This is a genomic window from Mesorhizobium sp. M0058, from assembly GCF_040323095.1.
Lineage (GTDB): Bacteria > Pseudomonadota > Alphaproteobacteria > Rhizobiales > Rhizobiaceae > Mesorhizobium.
Genome location: NZ_JAMYUQ010000005.1, coordinates 249,148 through 268,777 on the forward strand (window position 1 = coordinate 249,148; position 19,630 = coordinate 268,777).

14 protein-coding genes are annotated in these 19,630 nt (G+C 63.7%); 7 read left to right on the top strand and 7 right to left on the bottom strand.

Going from position 1 to position 19,630, the window contains the following annotated elements:
- Position 1 precedes the first annotated feature (1 nt).
- Positions 2-2,665 (bottom strand): type I DNA topoisomerase, encoded by a 2,664-nt coding sequence (gene topA / locus NKJ75_RS10620; protein ID WP_023695425.1) that lies wholly within the window; start codon positions 2,663-2,665, stop codon positions 2-4.
- A gap of 316 nt (positions 2,666-2,981) precedes the next feature.
- On the bottom strand, positions 2,982-3,359 hold the full coding sequence (locus tag NKJ75_RS10625) for a COG4315 family predicted lipoprotein (protein WP_023704549.1): 378 nt from the start codon (positions 3,357-3,359) through the stop codon (positions 2,982-2,984).
- A gap of 218 nt (positions 3,360-3,577) precedes the next feature.
- Here NKJ75_RS10625 and NKJ75_RS10630 point away from each other — a divergent pair, with 218 nt between their 5' ends.
- The 4 genes from NKJ75_RS10630 to NKJ75_RS10645 all read left to right on the top strand — a co-directional run bounded on the left by NKJ75_RS10630 (position 3,578) and on the right by NKJ75_RS10645 (position 8,692).
- Entirely contained in the window at positions 3,578-4,327 is a 750-nt protein-coding gene (locus NKJ75_RS10630; RefSeq protein WP_023704550.1) for a cytochrome c biogenesis CcdA family protein, read from the top strand.
- Positions 4,328-4,449: 122 nt separating this feature from the next.
- Positions 4,450-5,823: a bifunctional UDP-N-acetylglucosamine diphosphorylase/glucosamine-1-phosphate N-acetyltransferase GlmU gene (gene glmU, locus NKJ75_RS10635; protein ID WP_352499644.1), complete on the top strand. Its 1,374-nt coding sequence runs from the start codon at positions 4,450-4,452 to the stop codon at positions 5,821-5,823.
- Between the two features lie 194 nt (positions 5,824-6,017).
- The gene (gene glmS / locus NKJ75_RS10640) at positions 6,018-7,841 is read left to right on the top strand and encodes a glutamine--fructose-6-phosphate transaminase (isomerizing) (RefSeq protein ID WP_023701181.1); all 1,824 of its coding nucleotides are present in this window, start codon (positions 6,018-6,020) and stop codon (positions 7,839-7,841) included.
- A 92-nt stretch (positions 7,842-7,933) separates the two neighbouring features.
- Positions 7,934-8,692 (top strand): DUF502 domain-containing protein, encoded by a 759-nt coding sequence (locus NKJ75_RS10645; protein WP_027050381.1) that lies wholly within the window; start codon positions 7,934-7,936, stop codon positions 8,690-8,692.
- Here the strand turns inward: NKJ75_RS10645 and recG are convergent.
- A complete protein-coding gene (gene recG / locus NKJ75_RS10650) occupies positions 8,644-10,752 on the bottom strand; it encodes an ATP-dependent DNA helicase RecG (RefSeq protein WP_352499645.1) in 2,109 nt (702 codons plus the stop codon). The two genes, NKJ75_RS10645 and recG, sit on opposite strands and share 49 nt — an antisense overlap.
- A gap of 308 nt (positions 10,753-11,060) precedes the next feature.
- On the opposite strand from recG, the gene NKJ75_RS10655 reads away from it, so the two are divergent.
- Both NKJ75_RS10655 and mfd read left to right on the top strand, forming a co-directional pair.
- Positions 11,061-11,348: an FAD assembly factor SdhE gene (locus tag NKJ75_RS10655; RefSeq protein WP_023738963.1), complete on the top strand. Its 288-nt coding sequence runs from the start codon at positions 11,061-11,063 to the stop codon at positions 11,346-11,348.
- Positions 11,349-11,358: 10 nt separating this feature from the next.
- Positions 11,359-14,850, top strand: coding sequence for a transcription-repair coupling factor (gene mfd / locus NKJ75_RS10660; RefSeq protein ID WP_352499646.1), 3,492 nt, complete (start codon positions 11,359-11,361; stop codon positions 14,848-14,850).
- Here mfd and NKJ75_RS10665 read toward each other — a convergent pair.
- Entirely contained in the window at positions 14,847-15,455 is a 609-nt protein-coding gene (locus NKJ75_RS10665; RefSeq protein WP_196814070.1) for a hypothetical protein, read from the bottom strand. The two genes, mfd and NKJ75_RS10665, sit on opposite strands and share 4 nt — an antisense overlap.
- A 271-nt stretch (positions 15,456-15,726) precedes the next feature.
- Here NKJ75_RS10665 and NKJ75_RS10670 point away from each other — a divergent pair, with 271 nt between their 5' ends.
- On the top strand, positions 15,727-17,100 hold the full coding sequence (locus tag NKJ75_RS10670) for a class II 3-deoxy-7-phosphoheptulonate synthase (protein WP_023688326.1): 1,374 nt from the start codon (positions 15,727-15,729) through the stop codon (positions 17,098-17,100).
- Positions 17,101-17,158: 58 nt separating this feature from the next.
- Here the strand turns inward: NKJ75_RS10670 and NKJ75_RS10675 are convergent, their stop codons facing one another.
- The 3 genes from NKJ75_RS10675 to NKJ75_RS10685 all read right to left on the bottom strand — a co-directional run bounded on the left by NKJ75_RS10675 (position 17,159) and on the right by NKJ75_RS10685 (position 19,463).
- A complete protein-coding gene (locus NKJ75_RS10675; protein ID WP_023744821.1) occupies positions 17,159-17,929 on the bottom strand; it encodes an RES family NAD+ phosphorylase in 771 nt (256 codons plus the stop codon).
- Complete coding sequence (locus tag NKJ75_RS10680; RefSeq protein ID WP_023701176.1) at positions 17,889-18,287, bottom strand: MbcA/ParS/Xre antitoxin family protein; 399 nt, start codon at positions 18,285-18,287, stop codon at positions 17,889-17,891. Before NKJ75_RS10680 ends, NKJ75_RS10675 begins: the two co-directional genes overlap by 41 nt.
- Positions 18,288-18,392: 105 nt before the next feature.
- Positions 18,393-19,463, bottom strand: a complete 1,071-nt coding sequence (locus NKJ75_RS10685; protein WP_023681555.1) for a GGDEF domain-containing protein — start codon at positions 19,461-19,463, stop codon at positions 18,393-18,395.
- Positions 19,464-19,630: the final 167 nt, after the last annotated feature.

Here is a 19,630-nt window from a genome sequence, read left to right on the forward strand (position 1 = left end):
GCTATCCCTTTTTCTTCGCCGCCGGCTTCTTGGTCGCCGACTTCTTGGCTGTGGTTTTCTTGCCAGTGGTTGTTTTGGCAGTGGTTTTCTTGGCTGTGGGGGCCTTGGCGGCTGCCGCCTTGCGGAACGGCTTCTTGCCGCCGCCCTTGGCTTCCTTCTCGGCGATCAGCGCCAGCGCGTCCTCGACGGTCACCGACTGCGGATCCTTGCCCTTGGGCAGTGTCGCGTTGACCTTGCCGTAGTTGACATAGGGCCCATATTTGCCATCGCGCACGACGATCTTGCCCCCGCCATCGGGATGGTCGCCGAGTTCCTTCAGCGCCGCCGCAGTGCCGCCATTGCGGCCGCCCTTGCCCTTCAGCTGCTTCTCGGCGATCACGGTGACAGCGCGGTTGAGGCCGATCGAGAACACATCCTCTATGCTGTCGACATTGGCATAGATGCCATCATGCAAAACGAATGGACCATAGCGGCCAAGCCCGGCGGAGATCATCTTGCCGGATTCAGGGTGCTTGCCGATATCGCGCGGCAGCGACAGCAGCGCCAAGGCCTTTTCATGGTCGATCGAGTCGGGCGTCCAGCCCTTGGGCAGGCTGGAGCGCTTGGCTTCCTTGCCGTCGCCGCGCTGGATATAAGGACCGAAGCGGCCTGAGCGCAGCGTGATTTCCTCTGCCGTGTAGGGGTCCTTGCCGAGGACCTTGGTGCCGTCCTCGCCGCCGCCATTCTCGCCATTCGGGTTGGCGGCATCGCCGAGTTGGCGGGTAAAGGAACATTCCGGATAGTTGGAGCAGCCGACGAAGGCGCCGAACTTGCCGAGTTTCAGCGACAGATTGCCGGAGCCGCATTTTGGGCAGATGCGGGGATTCGAGCCATCCTCCCGCGCGGGGAACACCAGCGGCGCCAGTTCCTCGTTCAGCGCGTCGAGCACGTCAGTGACGCGCAGTTCCTTGATGTCGGCGACGGCGCCGGAAAAATCTTTCCAGAAGTCACGAAGCACGTCCTTCCAGGCGAGCTTGCCGTCGGAAATCTCGTCAAGCTTTTCCTCGAGTGAGGCCGTGAAGTCATATTCGACATAGCGCTCGAAGAAGCTTTCGAGGAAAGCCGACAGCAGCCGGCCCTTGGCCTGCGGCACCAGCCGGCGCTTGTCGATGGTGACGTAGTCACGGTCTTCCAACGTCTTCAGGATCGCGGTGTAGGTCGACGGACGGCCGATGCCGAGCTCTTCCAGCTTCTTGATCAGCGACGCCTCGGAGTAGCGCGGCGGCGGCTCGGTGGTGTGCTGGGTGGCATTGATCGCCTGACGGGCCAGCTGCTCGCCGGCACGGATCTCGGGCAGACGACGGTTTTCCTCGTCTTCGGCGTCGTCGTCCTTCTGGTCGGTGTAGGCGGCGATGAAGCCGTCGAAGCGAACGACGGAACCGACGGCGCGAAGCTCCGCGGTGCGAGCGCCATTGACCGCCTCGATTTCGACCGTGGTACGCTCGATCTCGGCCGACTGCATCTGGCTGGCGATGGCGCGCTTCCAGATCAATTCGTAAAGCCGCAGCTGGTCGGAATCGAGATACTGCCTGACCGAAGCCGGCGTGCGCATGAAATCGGTCGGGCGGACCGCCTCGTGCGCTTCCTGGGCATTCTTAGCCTTGGCTGTGTACTGGCGCGGCTTTTCCGGGAGGTATCGTGGGCCGAATTCCTTGGCGATGGTGTCGCGGGCGGCGTCGATCGCCTCCGGCGCCATCTGCACGCCGTCGGTTCGCATATAGGTGATCAGGCCGGTGGTCTCGCCGCCGATCTCCATGCCTTCATAGAGGCGCTGCGCCACCTGCATGGTGCGCGTCGCCGAAAAGCCGAGGCCCGACGATGCCGCCTGCTGCAGCGTCGAAGTGGTGAAGGGCGGGCCAGGATTGCGCCTTGTCGGTTTGGCTTCCACCGACAGAGCCTTGAAGGTCGCGCCTTCGAGCATGCCCTTGATATCGTCGGCCTGCGCCTTGCTGGCGATGTCGAGCTTCTGCAGCTTCTTGCGCTCGAACGCGGTCAGCCGCGCCTCGAAGCTGTCGTTACGTGGCGTGCCGAGGAGGGCAGCGATCTGCCAGTATTCCTCGCGGATGAAGCGCTCGATCTCGGATTCGCGGTCGCAGACCAGGCGCAGCGCCACCGACTGGACGCGGCCGGCCGAACGGGCGCCCGGCAATTTGCGCCACAGCACCGGCGACAGCGTGAAGCCGACGAGATAATCGAGTGCGCGGCGAGCCAGATAGGCATCGACCAATGGTGCATCGATCTGGCGCGGATTGGCCATCGCTTCCAGCACCGACGACTTGGTTATGGCATTGAAGACGACGCGGCTGACCGGCTTGTCCTTCAACACGCGCTTCTGCTTGAGCACCTCCAGCACGTGCCAGGAAATGGCTTCGCCCTCGCGATCCGGATCCGTGGCGAGGATCAAGCCATCGGCATCCTTGACCGCGTTGGCGATGTCGGTGAGACGCTTTCCGGACGCGGTGTCGACCGCCCAGGACATGGCGAAATCCTCGTCGGGACGCACCGAACCATCCTTGGCCGGCAGATCGCGGACATGGCCGAACGAGGCCAGAACCTTGAAGTTCTTGCCGAGATACTTGTTGATTGTCTTTGCCTTGGCCGGCGATTCGACGACGACGACGTCCATGAGGTCTCATATCAGCTGTGGGGCGGCAGAAGAATTCCGCTGCGTGACGCATTCAATTGGTCGCTCACATGGCCGCGCTTTTGCGATCGGTCAAGGGCAAGCGGCCAAAATGCGGAGGCGTGTGCCGCAATACACTCTTAGAGTGTATGGAGAAGATCACAAAATTTCTGTCTGGGACGGTTCGTGTTTCGAGCCACCGGGAAAGGCGCCGCGACTAGTTCGTGCTGCGCGTAAATGCCGAACTGGTCGCCGGGTCGCTTGGAGCCGGCGGCCAGCCGAGTCCCGCCGATGGGGTGCGGGATAGAGGTTCGGACGATCAGTCGGCCTTGACGATGTGCCAGACTTCGCCGACGCCGTCGCCGGTGATGTCACCGGCCTTCTTGTCCTTGATGAAGGTGTAGACCGGCTTGCCGTCATAGGCCCACATCTTGGTGCCGTCGGTGCGGTCGACGATGGTCCATTCGTCGTCCGCCTTGGCGCCGTCCTCGGCCTTCAGCGGCGGCCAGTTGGTGGCGCATTTGTCGTAGCAGTTGGTCTTGCCCTTCTCGTCCTTGTCATAGGTATAGAGCGTCATGCCATTGGCATCGGTGTAGATCTTGGTGCCACCGACATCGGCTTCCTTCCACGCTTCGGCGGCGAAGGATGCGGCGGTGCTGAGCAGAAGGGCGGCCAGGCCGACAGTGATGCTTTTCATGGAAATCTCCCTGGTGATCCGACGAAGCGCGCAGAAATCGCGGCTTCGCTGTGTGAACGCTCGGCGAGGGGCATTTCTTCCCCGACTTGGTCAACTTGGGATTGGTCGGTAACAATTCGTCCGGCCGGACCGTATGTGTAGCCAAATGCCACACGATGGTGATTGGCGAACACGGTTTTCCACCGCTATACCGGCGCCAAGGAATCTGGAGTTCTGGAATGCCATTGGACATCGGCTATGTCAGCGCGGTCGGAGCGGGGGCGATCTCGTTCCTGTCGCCTTGCGTGCTGCCGCTGGTGCCTCCCTATCTCTGCTACATGGCCGGCGTGTCGGTCGACGATTTTCGCGGTGACGATGCCGGCGTCACGGCCAAGGCCGGCGCCCGCGGCGCGCTCATCTATTCCTCGCTCGCCTTCGTACTCGGTTTCTCCACCGTGTTCGTGGCGCTTGGCGCCGGCGCCTCGACCATCGGCCACTGGCTGCGCGTCTGGCAGGAGCCGCTGGCGATGGCGGCCGGGGTGCTGATCATCCTGATGGGGCTGAATTTCCTCGGCATCCTGCGCATACCACTTCTGTCGCGCGAGGCGCGCTTTCAGTCGCAGGGCAAGCCTGCCAGCATGGTCGCCGCCTATGTCATGGGGCTGGCCTTCGCCTTTGGCTGGACGCCGTGCATCGGCCCGGTGCTGGGGCCGATCCTGACCTTGGCCGGCGGCCGCGAGACGGTGGGCGAGGGGGCGCTGCTGCTCGCCGCCTATTCGCTTGGCCTCGGCATTCCGTTCCTGATCGCTGCCCTGTTCTCCGGCGCCTTCATGCGCTTCCTCGGCAGGTTCCGCGTCCATCTCGGCCGCGTCGAAAAAGCCATCGGCGCGCTGCTGGTCGTCGCCGGCGTGTTCTTCCTCACCGGCGGCGTGCAGACGGTGTCCTACTGGCTGCTGGAGAATGTTCCGGTGCTGGGCCGGCTGGGGTAGAGATCCGCTGATCGAGAGTGAACTGCCTCATCACCTCACCGGAATTTAACCCCATTGGTGCAGCATGGCGCCAGATGCTACCACTCTGCGATTCCTGATCCCATTCATACGGTTGTCCTTCCATGAGCCAGAGATCCTGCCTGTCCGTTATCCTCGCCGCCGGTGAAGGCACGCGCATGAAGAGCGCGACGCCGAAGGTGCTGCACCAGATCGCCGGACTGCCAATGGTCGCCCATGTGGTGAAAGCGGCCGAGGCCGCCGGCGCCCGCAGCCAGGCGCTGGTGATCGGCCATGGCGCCGATGATATGCGCAAGGCGGCGGCGAAATTCGCGCCCAAGGCCGAGACCTTCGTGCAGGAGAAGCGGCTCGGCACTGCGCATGCCGTGCTGGCTGCGCGCGATGCGATATCAAAGGGTTATGACGATATTCTCGTGATGTTCGGCGACACGCCGCTGATCGATGCTGAAGCCCTGGTGACCGCGCGGCAAAAGCTTGCCGATGGCGCGGCCGTCGTAGTGATCGGTTTCCGTCCGCCCAGCCCGACCGGCTATGGCCGGCTGATCGAAAAGGGCGGCAAGCTCACCGCCATCCGCGAGGAGAAGGACTGCTCCGCCGAGGAAAAGAAGATCGGCTTCTGCAATGCCGGCATGATGGCGGTGGCGGGCAAGCATGCGCTCGACCTGCTCGACCAGGTTGGCAACAAGAACGCCAAGGGCGAGTACTATCTCACCGACATCGTCGAGATCGCCAGTGCGAAAGGGCTCGATGTCCTCGCCACCGAAACGAGCTTCGAGAGCGCGCTCGGCATCAACAACCGGGCCGAGCTGGCGCAGGCGGAAGGCATCTGGCAGGTGCGCCGGCGCTACGAGGCCATGCTGTCGGGCGTAACGCTGATCGCGCCGGAGACGGTGTATTTCTCGCACGACACCGAAATCGGCGCCGACACGATCGTCGAGCCCAATGTCTGGTTCGGCCCGGGCGTGAAAATTGCAACCGGGGCCAAGATACACGCTTTCAGCCACATAGAGGGCGCCACCATCGCCTCCAATTGCGACGTCGGTCCGTTCGCGCGGCTCAGGCCTGGCGCCGATCTGAGGCAAAAGGCCAAGGTCGGCAATTTCTGCGAGGTCAAGCAGGCGGTCATCGAGGAGGGCGCCAAGGTCAATCATCTGACCTATATCGGCGATGCCCGTGTGGGCGCGGGGGCCAATATCGGCGCCGGCACCATTACCTGCAACTATGATGGTTATTCAAAGTTCTTCACCGATATCGGCGAGGGTGCCTTTGTCGGCTCGAACTCGTCGCTGGTGGCGCCGGTTTCCATCGGCAAGGGTGGCTACATCGCCTCGGGCAGCGTCATCACCGAAAGCGTGCCGGACGATGCGCTGGCCTTCGGCCGCGCCCGCCAGAAGACCATTCCCGGGAAAGGCAAGGAATTGCGCGAGCGCTTTGCCTCGGCCGCTGCGGCGAAGAAAAAGGCCGGCACCGACCATTAACCGCCGAAGCAATTGAACAACCGAGGAATTGCGGTAACCGGATTGCAAGAGCGGTGTGTCATGGTGCATCGGGTTGAGAAGCGTTCCGTTACACCAGACGAAATGCAAAGTGACTTTCGCGGCGGGCCGGCAATCCCTAGATAACGCTGGTTTTCCATCGGGACTGGTTTTCCAGGTGAATCGGGGGCAGGCGCATGTGCGGTATCGTCGGAATTGTCGGCCAGAGCCAAGTCGCGCCGCTCATTGTCGATGCTTTGAAGCGGCTTGAATATCGTGGCTATGACTCCGCCGGAGTCGCCACCGTCGAGAAAGGTGCGCTCGGCCGCCGCCGCGCCGAAGGCAAGCTCATCAACCTCGAACGCCGGCTGAAGGAAGAACCGCTCGACGGCACCATCGGCATCGGCCACACGCGATGGGCGACCCATGGCGTGCCCAACGAGACCAACGCCCATCCGCATTTTTCCAACGGCGTCGCCATCGTTCACAACGGCATCATCGAGAATTTCGCCGAGTTGCGCGATGAGCTGATCCGCGACGGGTATTCCTTCTCGTCGCAGACCGACACCGAGGTCGTAGCGCATCTGGTGGCGCGCGAACTGGCCAAGGGGCTGAAGCCGATCGAGGCCGCGCACCAGGCGCTGAAGCGGCTGGAAGGCGCCTTTGCGCTGGCCATCATGTTCACCGGCGACGAGGACCTCATCGTCGGCGCCCGCAATGGTCCGCCTCTGGCCGTCGGCCATGGCGATGGCGAGATGTTTCTGGGCTCCGACGCCATCGCGCTGGCGCCGTTCACCAATTCCATCACCTACCTCGAAGACGGCGACTGGGCGGTGGTGCGCCGCGATGGCGTCACCATCTTCGACATCGACGGCAAAGAGGTTGCCCGCAAGCGCCAGCAATCACTGTCGACCAGCTTCATGGTCGACAAGGGCAACCGCCGCCATTTCATGGAAAAGGAAATCCATGAACAGCCCGAAGTGATCTCGCATACGCTGGCGCACTATGTCGATTTCGTCTCTGGCGTGTCGAAGCCGCTGGAACTGCCGTTCGACTTTGCCAAGATCGGCCGGCTGGCGATCTCGGCCTGCGGCACCGCCTATCTAGCCGGCCTGATCAGCAAATACTGGTTCGAGCGCTATGCGCGGCTGCCGGTCGACATCGATGTCGCCTCGGAATTCCGCTACCGCGAAATGCCGTTATCGGCGGATGATGCCGCCTTCTTCATCTCGCAGTCCGGCGAAACCGCCGACACGCTGGCCTCGCTGCGCTATTGCCGCAAGGCGGGCATGAAGATCGGCGCCATCGTCAATGTGCGCGAATCGACCATGGCGCGCGAATCCGATGTCGTGCTGCCGACCTTGGCCGGCCCGGAGATCGGTGTAGCCTCGACCAAGGCTTTCACCTGCCAGCTTTCGGTGCTGGCCTCGCTGGCGGTGCGCGCCGGCGTGGCCCGCGGCACGATCTCGAAGGATGAGGAAAAGACGCTGGTGCGCGCTCTTTCGGAGGCGCCTCGCTACGCCAACCAGGTGCTCAAGCTCGAGGAGCAGATCGAGCGCATCGCGCGCGAAATCTCGCGCTACAAGGACGTGCTCTATCTCGGACGCGACACCAATTTCCCGCTGGCCATGGAAGGCGCGCTGAAACTCAAGGAAATCTCCTACATCCATGCCGAGGGTTATGCCGCGGGCGAACTGAAGCACGGGCCGATCGCGCTGATCGACGAGAACATGCCGGTCATCGTCATCGCGCCGCATGATCGCATCTTCGAAAAAACCGTGTCGAACATGCAGGAAGTGGCGGCGCGCGGCGGCAAGATCATCCTGATCACCGACGCCAAGGGCGCGGCGCAGGTCAGCGTCAAGACGATGGAGACGATCATCCTGCCCGACGTGCCGGAAATCATCTCGCCGATCATCTATGCGCTGCCGATCCAGATGCTGGCCTACTACGCCGCCGTGTTCATGGGGACGGACGTCGACCAGCCGCGCAACCTGGCGAAATCGGTGACGGTGGAGTAGTCGGTGCTCATCGGGGGTCTAAAAAACTTCGCGGTTCCAAAGCGCCGTCCGCTTCACTAGTGTGGCGCTGCAACCCGCGTCCCCGGTGAACCATGTCCGATGCTCCCAGAACTTCAGGCATGACCCGGCTGAGGAACTATTTCCTCACAGGCTTTATCGTCTGCGCGCCGCTGGCGATCACCGCCTATATCGCCTGGTCGTTCGTCGGCTGGGTCGATTCCTGGGTGAAGCCGTACATTCCGGCGCGCTACAGCCCCGACACCTATTTGCCGTTTCCGGTGCCCGGCTTCGGCCTGATCGTGGCGCTCGTGCTGATCACGCTGATCGGCTTCATGACCGCCAACATCGTCGGTCGCGCCATCGTCAATTTCGGCGAACGGCTGCTTGGCCGTATGCCGCTGGTGCGCGGCATCTACGGTTCGCTGAAGCAGATTTTCCAGACGGTGCTGTCGAACAAGGGCGATATGTTCCGCCAGGTCGGGCTGGTCGAATATCCGCGAAAAGGCGTCTGGTCGCTGGTCTTCGTCGCCAGCGAGAAGGAAACCGAGATCAACCAGAAGCTCGACCATGCAGGCGACCCGATGATCGCCGTGTTCATGCCGTGCACGCCGAACCCTACCACCGGTTTCCTGATGTACGTGCCGAAATCCGACATCGTGCTGCTCGACATGACGATTGAGGACGGCGCCAGGCTGATCGTCTCGGCCGGGCTGGTGGCGCCCGAAGTCAAGCCGAAGATGGTGACGATGAACGGCCAGCCGATCGACGGAGATCTCGCCAACCCGCCGCTTGGTGCTTTGGCTCAGCCGGCACGCAAGAGCCGCACGGCCTCGTCGCGGCCGAACAAATAGAGCAGCAGCCGCAGCGCCTCGCCGCGCTCAGACTGTAGTTCCGGATCACGCGACAGGATCAGCCTTGCATCGTCGCGGGCTGCTTCGAGCAAGTCGGCGTGCACCTCGATGCGCGCCACCTGGAAGCCCGGCGTGCCGGACTGGCGGGTGCCGAGCAATTCGCCTTCGCCGCGCAGCTTCAGATCCTCTTCGGCGATCAGGAACCCGTCCTCGGTCTCGCGCATCACCGACAGCCGGCGCTTGGCCGTTTCGCCGAGCGGGTCCTTGTAGAGCAGCACGCAGGAAGAAGGCTTGTCGCCGCGGCCGACGCGGCCGCGCAACTGGTGCAGTTGCGCCAGGCCAAAACGTTCGGCATGCTCGATGACCATGATGGTGGCGTCCGGCACGTCGACGCCGACCTCGATGACGGTGGTGGCGATCAGGATGCGGGTTTCGCCGGCCTTGAACTCGCGCATCGCCTCGTCCTTTTCGGCGCCCTTCATGCGGCCGTGGACGAGGCCGATGCGATCGCCGAACAAGGGCTGCAGCGAGGCAAAACGGTCCAAGGCCGACATCAACTTGATCTCTTCGGATTCCTCGACCAGCGGGCAGATCCAGTAGATCTTCTGGCCGTCGGCAACCGCGTCCAGCATGCGACCGACCAGTTCGTCCAGCCGTTCCAGCGGCAGCGTGACGGTGCGGATCGGCTGGCGGCCGATCGGTTTTTCCGTCAGCTTGGAGACGTCCATGTCGCCGAAGGCGGTCAGCACCAGAGTGCGCGGGATCGGCGTCGCCGTCATCACCAGCATGTCGGGGGCGTCGCCCTTGGCGGTGATGGCAAGCCGCTGGTGGACGCCGAAGCGGTGTTGCTCGTCGACCACGGCAAAGACGAGGTCGTGATAGGTCACCGTTTCCTGGAACAGCGCATGGGTGCCGACGACGATGTCGATGTCGCCGCTGGCCAGGCCCGCCAGCGTATCGGCGCGCTCGCGGCCCTTTTCGCGGCCGGTGAGGATGGCGACGCGCAGGCCGGCCTGTTCGGCCAAAGGCGTGATCGTCGCCAGATGCTGGCGCGCCAGGATCTCGGTCGGCGCCATCAATGCCGCCTGGCCGCCGGCCTCGACTGCGCGCCCCATGGCCAGCAGCGCCACCACCGTCTTGCCGGAGCCGACGTCGCCTTGCAGCAGGCGCAGCATGCGCTCGGGGTCGGCCAGATCGGCATTGATTTCGGCAAGCGCGAATTCCTGGCTGCCGGTCAATGAATAGGGCAGGGCTGCGCGCAGTTTCTCGACGATGCGACCGTCGCCGATGAGCGGCCGGCCCGACAGGCGGCGCACTTTTGCCCGCACCAATGCCAGCGAGACCTGGCCGGCGAGAAGCTCGTCATAGGCAAGGCGGCGCCATGCCACCCCCTCGATGGCGACATCGATCGGGTCCGCGGGATAGTGGATGCGGGCGAGCGCGTCGGCGAAGGCGGGGAAAGTCTGCTTGCGCATGAAGGCGCCGTCCTGCCATTCCGGCAATTCCGGCAGCCGGCCGAGCGCCTGGCCGATGGCGCGGCGCAGCACCTTGCCCGACAGGCCGGCGGTCAGCGGATAGACCGGTTCGACCAGCGGCAGTGTTTCCGCCTCGCTCACCAGGGCGATATGGTCGGGATGGACCATGGTCGGGCGGCCGTTGAACCATTCCATACGGCCGGAGACGACGACATGCTCGCCCACCGGCATCGCTTTTTCGAGATAGGCGGCATGGGCGTGGAAGAAGGTCAGGCCGATCTCGCCGGTGTCGTCATGGGCATAGACGCGGTAAGGCACCGACCGGTTGCCGCGCGGCGGCGGCTGGTGGCGGTCGATTCGCACGTCGAGTGTGACGATGGCGCCTGCAGGCGCAAGCGCGATGCCGGGACGATTGCGACGATCGATGACGGTGTGCGGCAGCACGAACAACAGGTCGCCCGCGCGCGCCGGCCGTTCGCCGAGATCGGCCGCCACCACCTTCTCGATCAGAGCGCTAACCTTGGGGCCGACGCCGGCAAGCGAAGTGATGGGGACGAAGAGAGGGTCGAGGAGGGAGGGGCGCATGCCTTTACCCTCCCCCCTGTGGGGAGGGTCGATCCGCGAAGCGGAGCGGGGTGGGGGTAGGTGCGCGTCTAACTTCAGAAGAAGGCGGCGCACCAGCGCCGCACCCCGTCTCACCCGCTTCGCTTTGCGAAGCGTGCTCACCGACCCTCCCCACAAGGGGGAGGGTGAAGTGCGGGCGGTGTCCGGCACCAGCGTTGTCAGGAGTGTTCTTCACACCCGGGATGTTTAGTCGCCCACCGGCCTGTTGCAAGGCTGACACCGCCCTCTATCCACGCTATATGCGCCGCACCAAGCAGGGATGCGGCACGATGACCGGGACGAAACGATCGAGCGAGGGGCTGGATATCAGGCGTCGCAAGCTGTTGTTCCGCTCCTGGCATCGCGGGATGCGCGAGATGGACCTTATCCTCGGTACCTTTGCCGACAACGAAATCGGCGCCTTGACCGGCGATGAAATCGACCAATATGAAAAGCTCCTCGACATCCCCGACACCGAATTCCTGCCCATGGTCACCGGCGAACGCCCGGTTCCCGGGAATATCGACTGTGCCGTCCTGCAAAAGATCCTGGCATCGCGCCGGACCATGACATTTTAAACGTGCAACCATGAGCCTCATTCCCAAAATCGGCCTGCCGAAAGGCCGCGCCGGCCAGTTCATCGTCGACGGCGTTGCCGATGGCTACGAAGCCTTTGCGCTGGTGCAGGCGATCCATGAGATTGCGCCTGACAAACCGGTGCTGTTCGTGGCGCGCGACGGCCAGCGCCTGCCGTCGATCATCGAGGCGCTGACCTTTGCCGCCCCCGGCCTGCCGGTGCTGGAGTTGCCGGCCTGGGATTGCCTGCCCTATGACCGCGTTTCGCCAGGCTCCGATGCCGCTGCCAAGCGGCTCGACGCCCTGACGGCGATGATCGCGCTGGCAAAAAAGCCGCATCGCGCGGTCATCCTGACCACTGCCAATGCGCTGCTGCAGCGCATTCCGCCGGCCGATCTGGTCGAAGCGCAGACTTTCCACGCAAAGCCCGGCAACCAGATCGACATGAACGCGCTGGTGTCCCGGCTGGAGATTTCCGGCTTCGAGCGGGTGCCGACGGTGCGCGGTATCGGCGAATTCGCCGTGCGCGGCGGCATCCTCGACCTCTACGCACCCGGCTGGACGGAAGCACTGCGGCTCGATTTCTTCGGCGACACGCTGGAATCGATCCGCGTCTTCGACGCCGCCACGCAGCGCACCACCGGCCAGCGCAAGTCGATGGCGCTGCAGGCGATGAGTGAAGTGGCGCTGACCCCCGAAACCATCAGCCGCTTCCGCCGCTCCTATATCGAAGCCTTTGGCGCGCCGCAGCGCGACGACGGCCTTTATGCGGCGGTGAGCGAAGGGCGACGCTTTGCCGGCATGGAGCACTGGCTGCCGCTGTTCTACGAGCGGCTGGAGACAGTGTTTGATTATCTGCCGGATGCGCCTGTCATCTTCGACCATCTGGCGCACGAAGCGCTGGCTGAGCGTCACACGCTGATCCTCGACCACTACGAAGCGCGCCGCAAACAGGCCGACGCCGCCTTGAAGGACGCCGTGCCCTACAAGCCGGTGGCGCCGGACCTGCTCTATCTCTCGCCGGAAAACCTCGTGGCGTCGCTCGGACCGCGCGAAGCCATCGACTTCACTGCTTTCGATGCGCCGGATGTCGGGGCCAGGAAGGTCTTCCATGGCGGTTCGCGCCATGGCCGCAGCTTTGCCGAGGAACGGGCTGACCCAAACATCAACGTCTTCGATGTCGTCGTAAAACACATCGCCGACGAGCGCGCGGCGCGCCGGCGGGTCATCGTCGCCGGCTGGACCGAAGGCTCGCTCGACCGGCTTGGCCAGATCCTGGCCGAGCATCATCTCGGCAATCTGGTGCCGGTGGCGACGTTGGCCGAGGCGGAAAAACTCGAGCCGGGCCAGGCGGCGCTTGCGGTGCTGCCGCTGGAATCCGGCTTCGAGACCGAACAACTGGTCGTCGTCGCCGAACAGGATATTCTGGGCGACCGGCTGATCCGGCGCTCGAAGCGCAAGAAGCGCGCGTCGGATTTCATCGCCGAGGCGTCGTCGTTGTCGGCGGGCGACATCGTCGTCCATGCTGATCACGGCATTGGCCGTTTCATCGGCCTGCGCACCATCGAGGCGGTCGGCGCGCCGCATGATTGCCTGGAAATCCACTATGCCGGCGACGACCGGCTGTTCCTGCCGGTGGAAAACATCGAGCTTCTGTCGCGCTACGGCTCTGACACAGCCGAGGCGACGCTGGACAAGCTCGGCGGCGGCGCCTGGCAGTCGCGCAAGGCGCGGCTGAAGAAGCGCCTGCTCGACATGGCCGGACAGCTGATCCGCATTGCCGCCGAGCGCCAGATGCGTACCGCGCCGCCCATGGTGCCGGCGGAAGGGCTTTACGGCGAATTCTCGGCGCGCTTTCCCTACGAGGAGACCGACGACCAGCAGGGCGCGATCGATGCCGTCGTGGACGATCTCGGCGCCGGCAAGCCGATGGACCGGCTGATCTGCGGCGATGTCGGCTTCGGCAAGACCGAAGTGGCGTTGCGCGCCGCCTTCATCGCGGCGATGGAAGGGTTCCAGGTCGCGGTCGTGGTGCCGACGACGCTGTTGTCGCGCCAGCATTTCAAGACCTTTTCGCAGCGCTTCTCCGGCCTGCCGATCCGCGTCGGCCAGGCCTCGCGGCTGGTCGGCGCCAAGGAACTGGCGGAAACCAAGAAAGGCATCGCCGAGGGGCAGGTCGACATCGTCATCGGCACCCATGCACTGCTCGGGTCGGCGATCTCGTTCAAGAATCTCGGCCTGCTGATCATCGACGAGGAGCAGCATTTTGGCGTCAAGCACAAGGAACGGCTGAAGGACCTCAAGACCGACGTCCACGTGCTGACGCTGTCGGCGACGCCGATCCCGCGCACGCTGCAGCTTGCCTTGACCGGCGTGCGCGAACTGTCGCTGATCGCCACGCCGCCGGTCGACCGCATGGCGGTGCGCACCTTCATCTCGCCCTTCGATCCGCTGGTCATCCGCGAGACGCTGCTGCGCGAACGCTATCGCGGCGGCCATTCCTTCTATGTCGTGCCGCGTATCAGCGATCTCGCCGAAATCCATGATTTCCTGCGCGAATCCGTCCCCGAGCTGAAGGTGGCGGTGGCCCATGGCCAGATGCCGCCGGGCGAACTCGACGACATCATGAACGCCTTCTATGACGGCCAGTACGACGTGCTGTTGTCGACCACCATCGTCGAATCCGGGCTCGACATTCCGACCGCCAACACGCTGATCATCCATCGCGCCGATATGTTCGGCCTGTCGCAGCTCTACCAGCTGCGCGGCCGCGTCGGCCGTTCCAAGGTGCGGGCATATGCGTTGTTCACGCTGCCGGCCAACCGCAAGCTCACCGACACGGCCGAGCGCCGGCTGAAGGTGCTGCAGTCGCTGGACACGCTTGGCGCGGGGTTCCAGCTCGCCAGCCACGACCTCGACATCCGTGGCGCCGGCAACCTTCTGGGCGAAGAGCAATCCGGTCATATCAAGGAGGTCGGCTTCGAACTCTACCAGCAGATGCTGGAGGAGGCGGTGGCCGAGGTGAAGGATTCCGGCGAGGTTCAGGATGGCGGCTGGTCGCCGCAGATCGCCGTCGGCACGGCTGTCATGATCCCAGAGAGCTATGTGCCCGACCTGCAGCTCAGGCTGGCGCTCTACCGCCGCCTCGGCGACCTCGAAAACACCGAGGAAATCGACGCTTTCGGCGCCGAACTGATCGACCGCTTCGGCCCGCTGCCGGAAGAGGTGAAGCATCTCTTGAAGATTGTCTTCATCAAGGCGCTATGCCGCAGGGCCAATGTCGAAAAGCTGGATGCCGGCCCCAAGGGCGTCGTCATCCACTTCCGCAAGCGCGAGTTCTCCAACCCGGTCGGGCTGGTCAAATACATCGGCGAGCAGGGTTCGCTGGCCAAGATCAGGACCGACCACAGCGTGGTCTTCATCCGCGACTGGCCAACGGCGGAGAAGCGCCTGGCGGGCTCGGCCGTCGTCATGACGCAACTGGCGCGGCTGGTGGCCACCTAGACTTTCGGATGGAAATTCGACTGCAACTGCAGGTCGGATGCCGAGAACGTGCCGGCGCCGACGATGACGTGCCCGGCAGGCACGGTGAAGCCGCGCGCGGCGCCGGCGCCTTTCAGCAATCCGGCCCGGCGGTCGGGGTCGGACTCACGAAAACTGCCGCCCGGTTCCAGCCGGCAACTGTCGACGGTGATCGCGCCGAGAAGCTGGCTGCCCGAACCGAGCACCGTCTCACCGAACACCGCCGCGCCGTTGAGATAGCGGCCTTGATCGCCGATCACGATCGAGGCTCCCGGCCTGTTGGCCTTTGCAGTAAAACCGCCTTCGCCAAACTGGTTGCGTGAGCCGACGCGGATTGCGCCGGCGGATGCTTCGAACAGTGTGTTGGCGTGGAAAATGTTGGCGTCGCCGATCTCCAGCGCGCCACCGTCGGTGCAGAACAGGTAGACGCCGGGGAAGAAGACGTTGCCTCGCCCGATGACGGCGCCTGCGGAAATCAGCGTGGAGTAGGGGTCGTAGATCACGTTGCCGCGCTCGGACAGGCCAACAACCTCTTCGATCGTAAACAGGCCTTGCTCGCGGCGCACGCGGTCAAGGTAGGCGGACACGGACATAGGGACTCCATGGAGAATTGTTGCGCAGCGGACGATGACCGGCGCGACTACATCGGTGAGGATCGATTCTGGCACCAAGGGATATTGCACAGCCGTCGCGAAGATAAGAAGCCAAAGTGGGTCGCGGCATGGAGCTCCCCATCATTCGCCAGCGCTTGAATTCCGGTCTAGAATAGAAAATCGGCTTCGTGTATGGAGCCGCCATCCCCATATGGGGCGGGAATGGCGGGCAAAAGCCTGCTGGAAAGAGCGTTTGGGTGCAGCGATGACGAAATGGTCGCCGAATTCTTGGAGAGCAAAGCCGATCAAGCAGGTTCCTGCCTATCCGGACCTCGCCGCGCTGAAGAACACGGAAGCCCAGCTCGCCACCTTTCCGCCGCTGGTTTTTGCCGGTGAGGCGCGCAAGCTGAAGAAGCAGCTTGCGGCTGTCGCTGCCGGCGACGCATTCCTTCTGCAGGGCGGCGATTGCGCCGAGAGTTTCGCCGAACATGGCGCCGACAACATCCGCGACTTCTTCCGCGTCTTCCTGCAGATGTCGGTGGTGCTGACCTTTGCCGGCGCGCAGCCGGTGGTGAAGGTCGGCCGTGTCGCCGGCCAGTTCGCCAAGCCGCGCTCGTCCGACAATGAGACCAAGGGCGAGGTGACGCTGCCAAGCTACCGTGGCGACATCATCAACGGCATCGAGTTCGACCCCAAGTCGCGTATTCCCGACCCGGCCCGCCAGGAAATGGCCTACCGCCAGTCGGCGGCGACGCTTAACCTGCTGCGTGCCTTCGCCCAAGGCGGCTACGCCAGCCTGGAGAATGTGCATCGCTGGATGCTGGGCTTCGTCTCCGACAGCCCGCAAGGCGAGAAGTATGGCATGCTCGCCAACCGCATCACCGAGACGATGGACTTCATGAAGGCCGTCGGCATCACCTCGGAGACCAACTACGCGCTGCGCGAGACCGACTTTTACACCAGTCACGAGGCGCTGCTGCTCGGCTATGAAGAGGCGCTGACCCGCGTCGATTCGACCTCCGGCGACTGGTACGCAACGTCGGGCCACATGATCTGGATCGGCGACCGCACCCGACAGCCCGACCATGCGCATGTCGAATATTGCCGCGGCATCAAGAACCCGCTCGGCCTCAAATGTGGCCCGTCGCTGACGACTGACGGCCTGCTGGAGCTCATCGACCTGCTCAATCCGGAGAACGAGCCGGGCCGGCTGACGCTGATCGCCCGCTTCGGCTCCGACAAGGTCGCCGACCATCTGCCGAAGCTGGTGCGCGCGGTGCAGAAGGAAGGTCGCAGCGTCGTGTGGTCGTCCGACCCGATGCACGGCAATACGATCGAGGCTGCCGGCTACAAGACGCGGCCGTTCGACCGCATCCTCAAGGAAGTGCAGACCTTCTTCGAGGTGCATCGCGCCGAAGGCACGCACCCCGGCGGCATCCATGTCGAGATGACCGGCAAGAACGTCACCGAATGCACCGGCGGCGCCCGCGCCATCACCGCCGAGGAGCTGCAGGACCGCTATCACACCCATTGCGACCCGCGCCTCAACGCCGACCAGGCGATCGAGCTGGCGTTCCTGGTGTCGGATCTCTTGAAGAAGAGCCATCCGGTGCAGCACAAGCAGGTGGCTAACGGCTGAACCCGTTTTCAGAATTGAAATGATAAGCGCCAGAGAAATCCGGCGCTTTTTCGTTTGATCAACGCCCGCGTTCCCAGCGCAATCCGTTGAGCCGGGGATCATTGGCGAAGGCGGTTCTGGAAAACTCGATGCGCCTTTCCGGAAATTCGCAGATCCCCTGGACGCCGAGGGAGCCTAGCCGGATGCGCCATGTGTGCGGCTCCAGCGGCTTGGCCTTGGTAAAGCCGCGGCATGTCAGCAGCGCCACATTGACGCCCTTCGGGTCGCGCGCCGAACGGTAACGGATCGCCTCCAGCCCAGCCTCACGCGCGACATCGGCAATCGCCTGGCTGGCGGCATAGTCGGTCGGATGCGTCCAATGGGCCCGATCGCGGTCGAGCGGCGGCCGCGTCAGGTCGATGGCATTGTCGGTATGGATCGCGGCGGCGAAGGCGGTGTATTCGGCGGCGTCGCGCGGCCATGGCGTGTCGGGCGAATCGGCGAAGAACAGCAGGCGGTAGAAGGCCATTTCGGCGACCGCCGTCATGATCGTCTCCGCCGCATAGTAGACGCCCAGGGTGCGGCCGGCGCGGCGGAAGCGCGAGCCGTAGGGATAGATCGAGCCGTAGCGGAAGGGCGTCGCCAAGAGATAGTGGAGATGCCGGCATTCCATGGGGATCTGCGGCTTGGTCTCCTCGATCAGATCCTCGAGCAGCGCCTGTTCGTCCAGCGTGTCGACGATCTTCAGCGTCGAGACGCGGTGCTGCGCCTCGACCATGCGCCAGTATTTGCCGTCGAGCCGGACGGCTTCAGACGAGAGCGCGTCGGGAGTCCAGATAGGCAATGACATCGACAAGCCCGGTAATGGTGAGGATCTTTTCAAGCGGGCTGCCATCGAAAGCCGTGTTGGCGTTCTTCAGCCATGCCCGGGCTATCGTCTCGTCACCGCCGACAATGGCATCGAGCGAACGGAACAGCCGCACGAACAGCACCGCGAGTTCGAACGGCTTGGTGCCGCGCTCCAGCAGGAATTCCTGCCTGCGCATGCGTGAAACCGTGGCTTCCGAGACGCCGATGATCGACGCAAGCACCCTGGCGGTTATATCCAGGAGTTCGGCGGCACGCAGCGTGGCCTTGGTCAGAACCGCGTTTTCGGCCGCCTTCGCGGTCAGATCAGGGGCGGCAGCATTGGGTGGTGTAACAGACATGGCCTCTCTCTTTCCATGGAAAATATAGTCCACGGAAATTCATATGGAAAGAGGCGGGATCCGATAAATTTGCCTGTGCCCGGGAATTGGCTGCACGCCGAAGCGTCAGTCTTTCTTGTAGAGCAGCCAGTTCTTGCCGGTGCGGCCGGCCATTGTCGAGTGCCGGGTGACGCGGTTGCGCCCGCCAACCTTGGAGCGGTAGAGCGCCCGGTCCGCCTTGGTGTAAAGATCCTCCGGGCTTTCCGCTTCGGAAGCCATGCAGATGCCCATGGAAACGGTCACCGTGCCGTAATTGGCGCCGGTCTGGCTGCTGGTGAACGGCGTCTGTTCGATCAGCACGCGGATGCGTTCGGCGATCTCGTAAGTGGTATCCTCGCTGGCGCCCTCGACGATCAGCGCGAATTCCTCGCCGCCGGTGCGGGCAACGAACATGTCTTCACGGATGCTGGTCTGGAAGATTTCAGCGACGATCTGGATGATCTTGTCGCCGACCGGGTGGCCGTAGCGATCGTTGACACCCTTGAAATGGTCGATGTCGGCAAGGATCAGGGCGTTGAACAGGATCCCCTTGTTGGAGGTGTAAATCGCCGTGATTTGCTTGTCGAAGGCGCGGCGGTTCCAGATATGCGTCAAGGGGTCGGTGTCGGCGAGCCGCTTGTACTCCTCAAGCTTCGACTTGACGCTCTCCAGTTCCGCCGTCTTGTCGCTCAGCGTGGTTGCAACCTGCTTGCCGTGGTCGAGGGTCGAGTTGGTGGCCGCCGCCATGGCGCTGGCGACCTTCTGCAGCAGATCCTGCGAAAGCAGGCTGCGGTTGGCGAGGCCACTCGATGTCTCATCGAGGATCTTGCCGTATTTCTCGATATGGCTACGTTCGCTGCGCAGCAGCAAGGCGATGTCCTCGAGTTCCCTGGCCAGCACGTCGCGCGCCTGCTCGACAATGCCGGGACCGTGATGCTGGGCAAAGAAAGCGCGGCCGATGCGGTCGAGATCGTCCTGCGTCGGCTGGTTGCCCAGCGCGACGACGGCCAGGCCGAGTTCGCGATTGGTGCCTTTCAGTGCTTCGTAGAAGATTTCGTAATTGCGCGGCAGGCCAAGCACGCCGAGCTGACGCATGGTCGCCACAACGGCTGTTGCAATGTCGCTGTTTCGGTCGGTCTGGACGGCTGCCGGCTGCATGTTCTGTTCACTCTGCCTCTGGGAACCATCGCAGACCGTGCGAGATGCCGCCGACCGGAGAGTGCCAGCCGTATTTCGGATCATCCTGCGAAAGACACGTCCCCAATCGCGACATTCGCTTGGCAACGACCATAGATGCGCCGGCGCTAAAGTTTCCTTAATGTGCC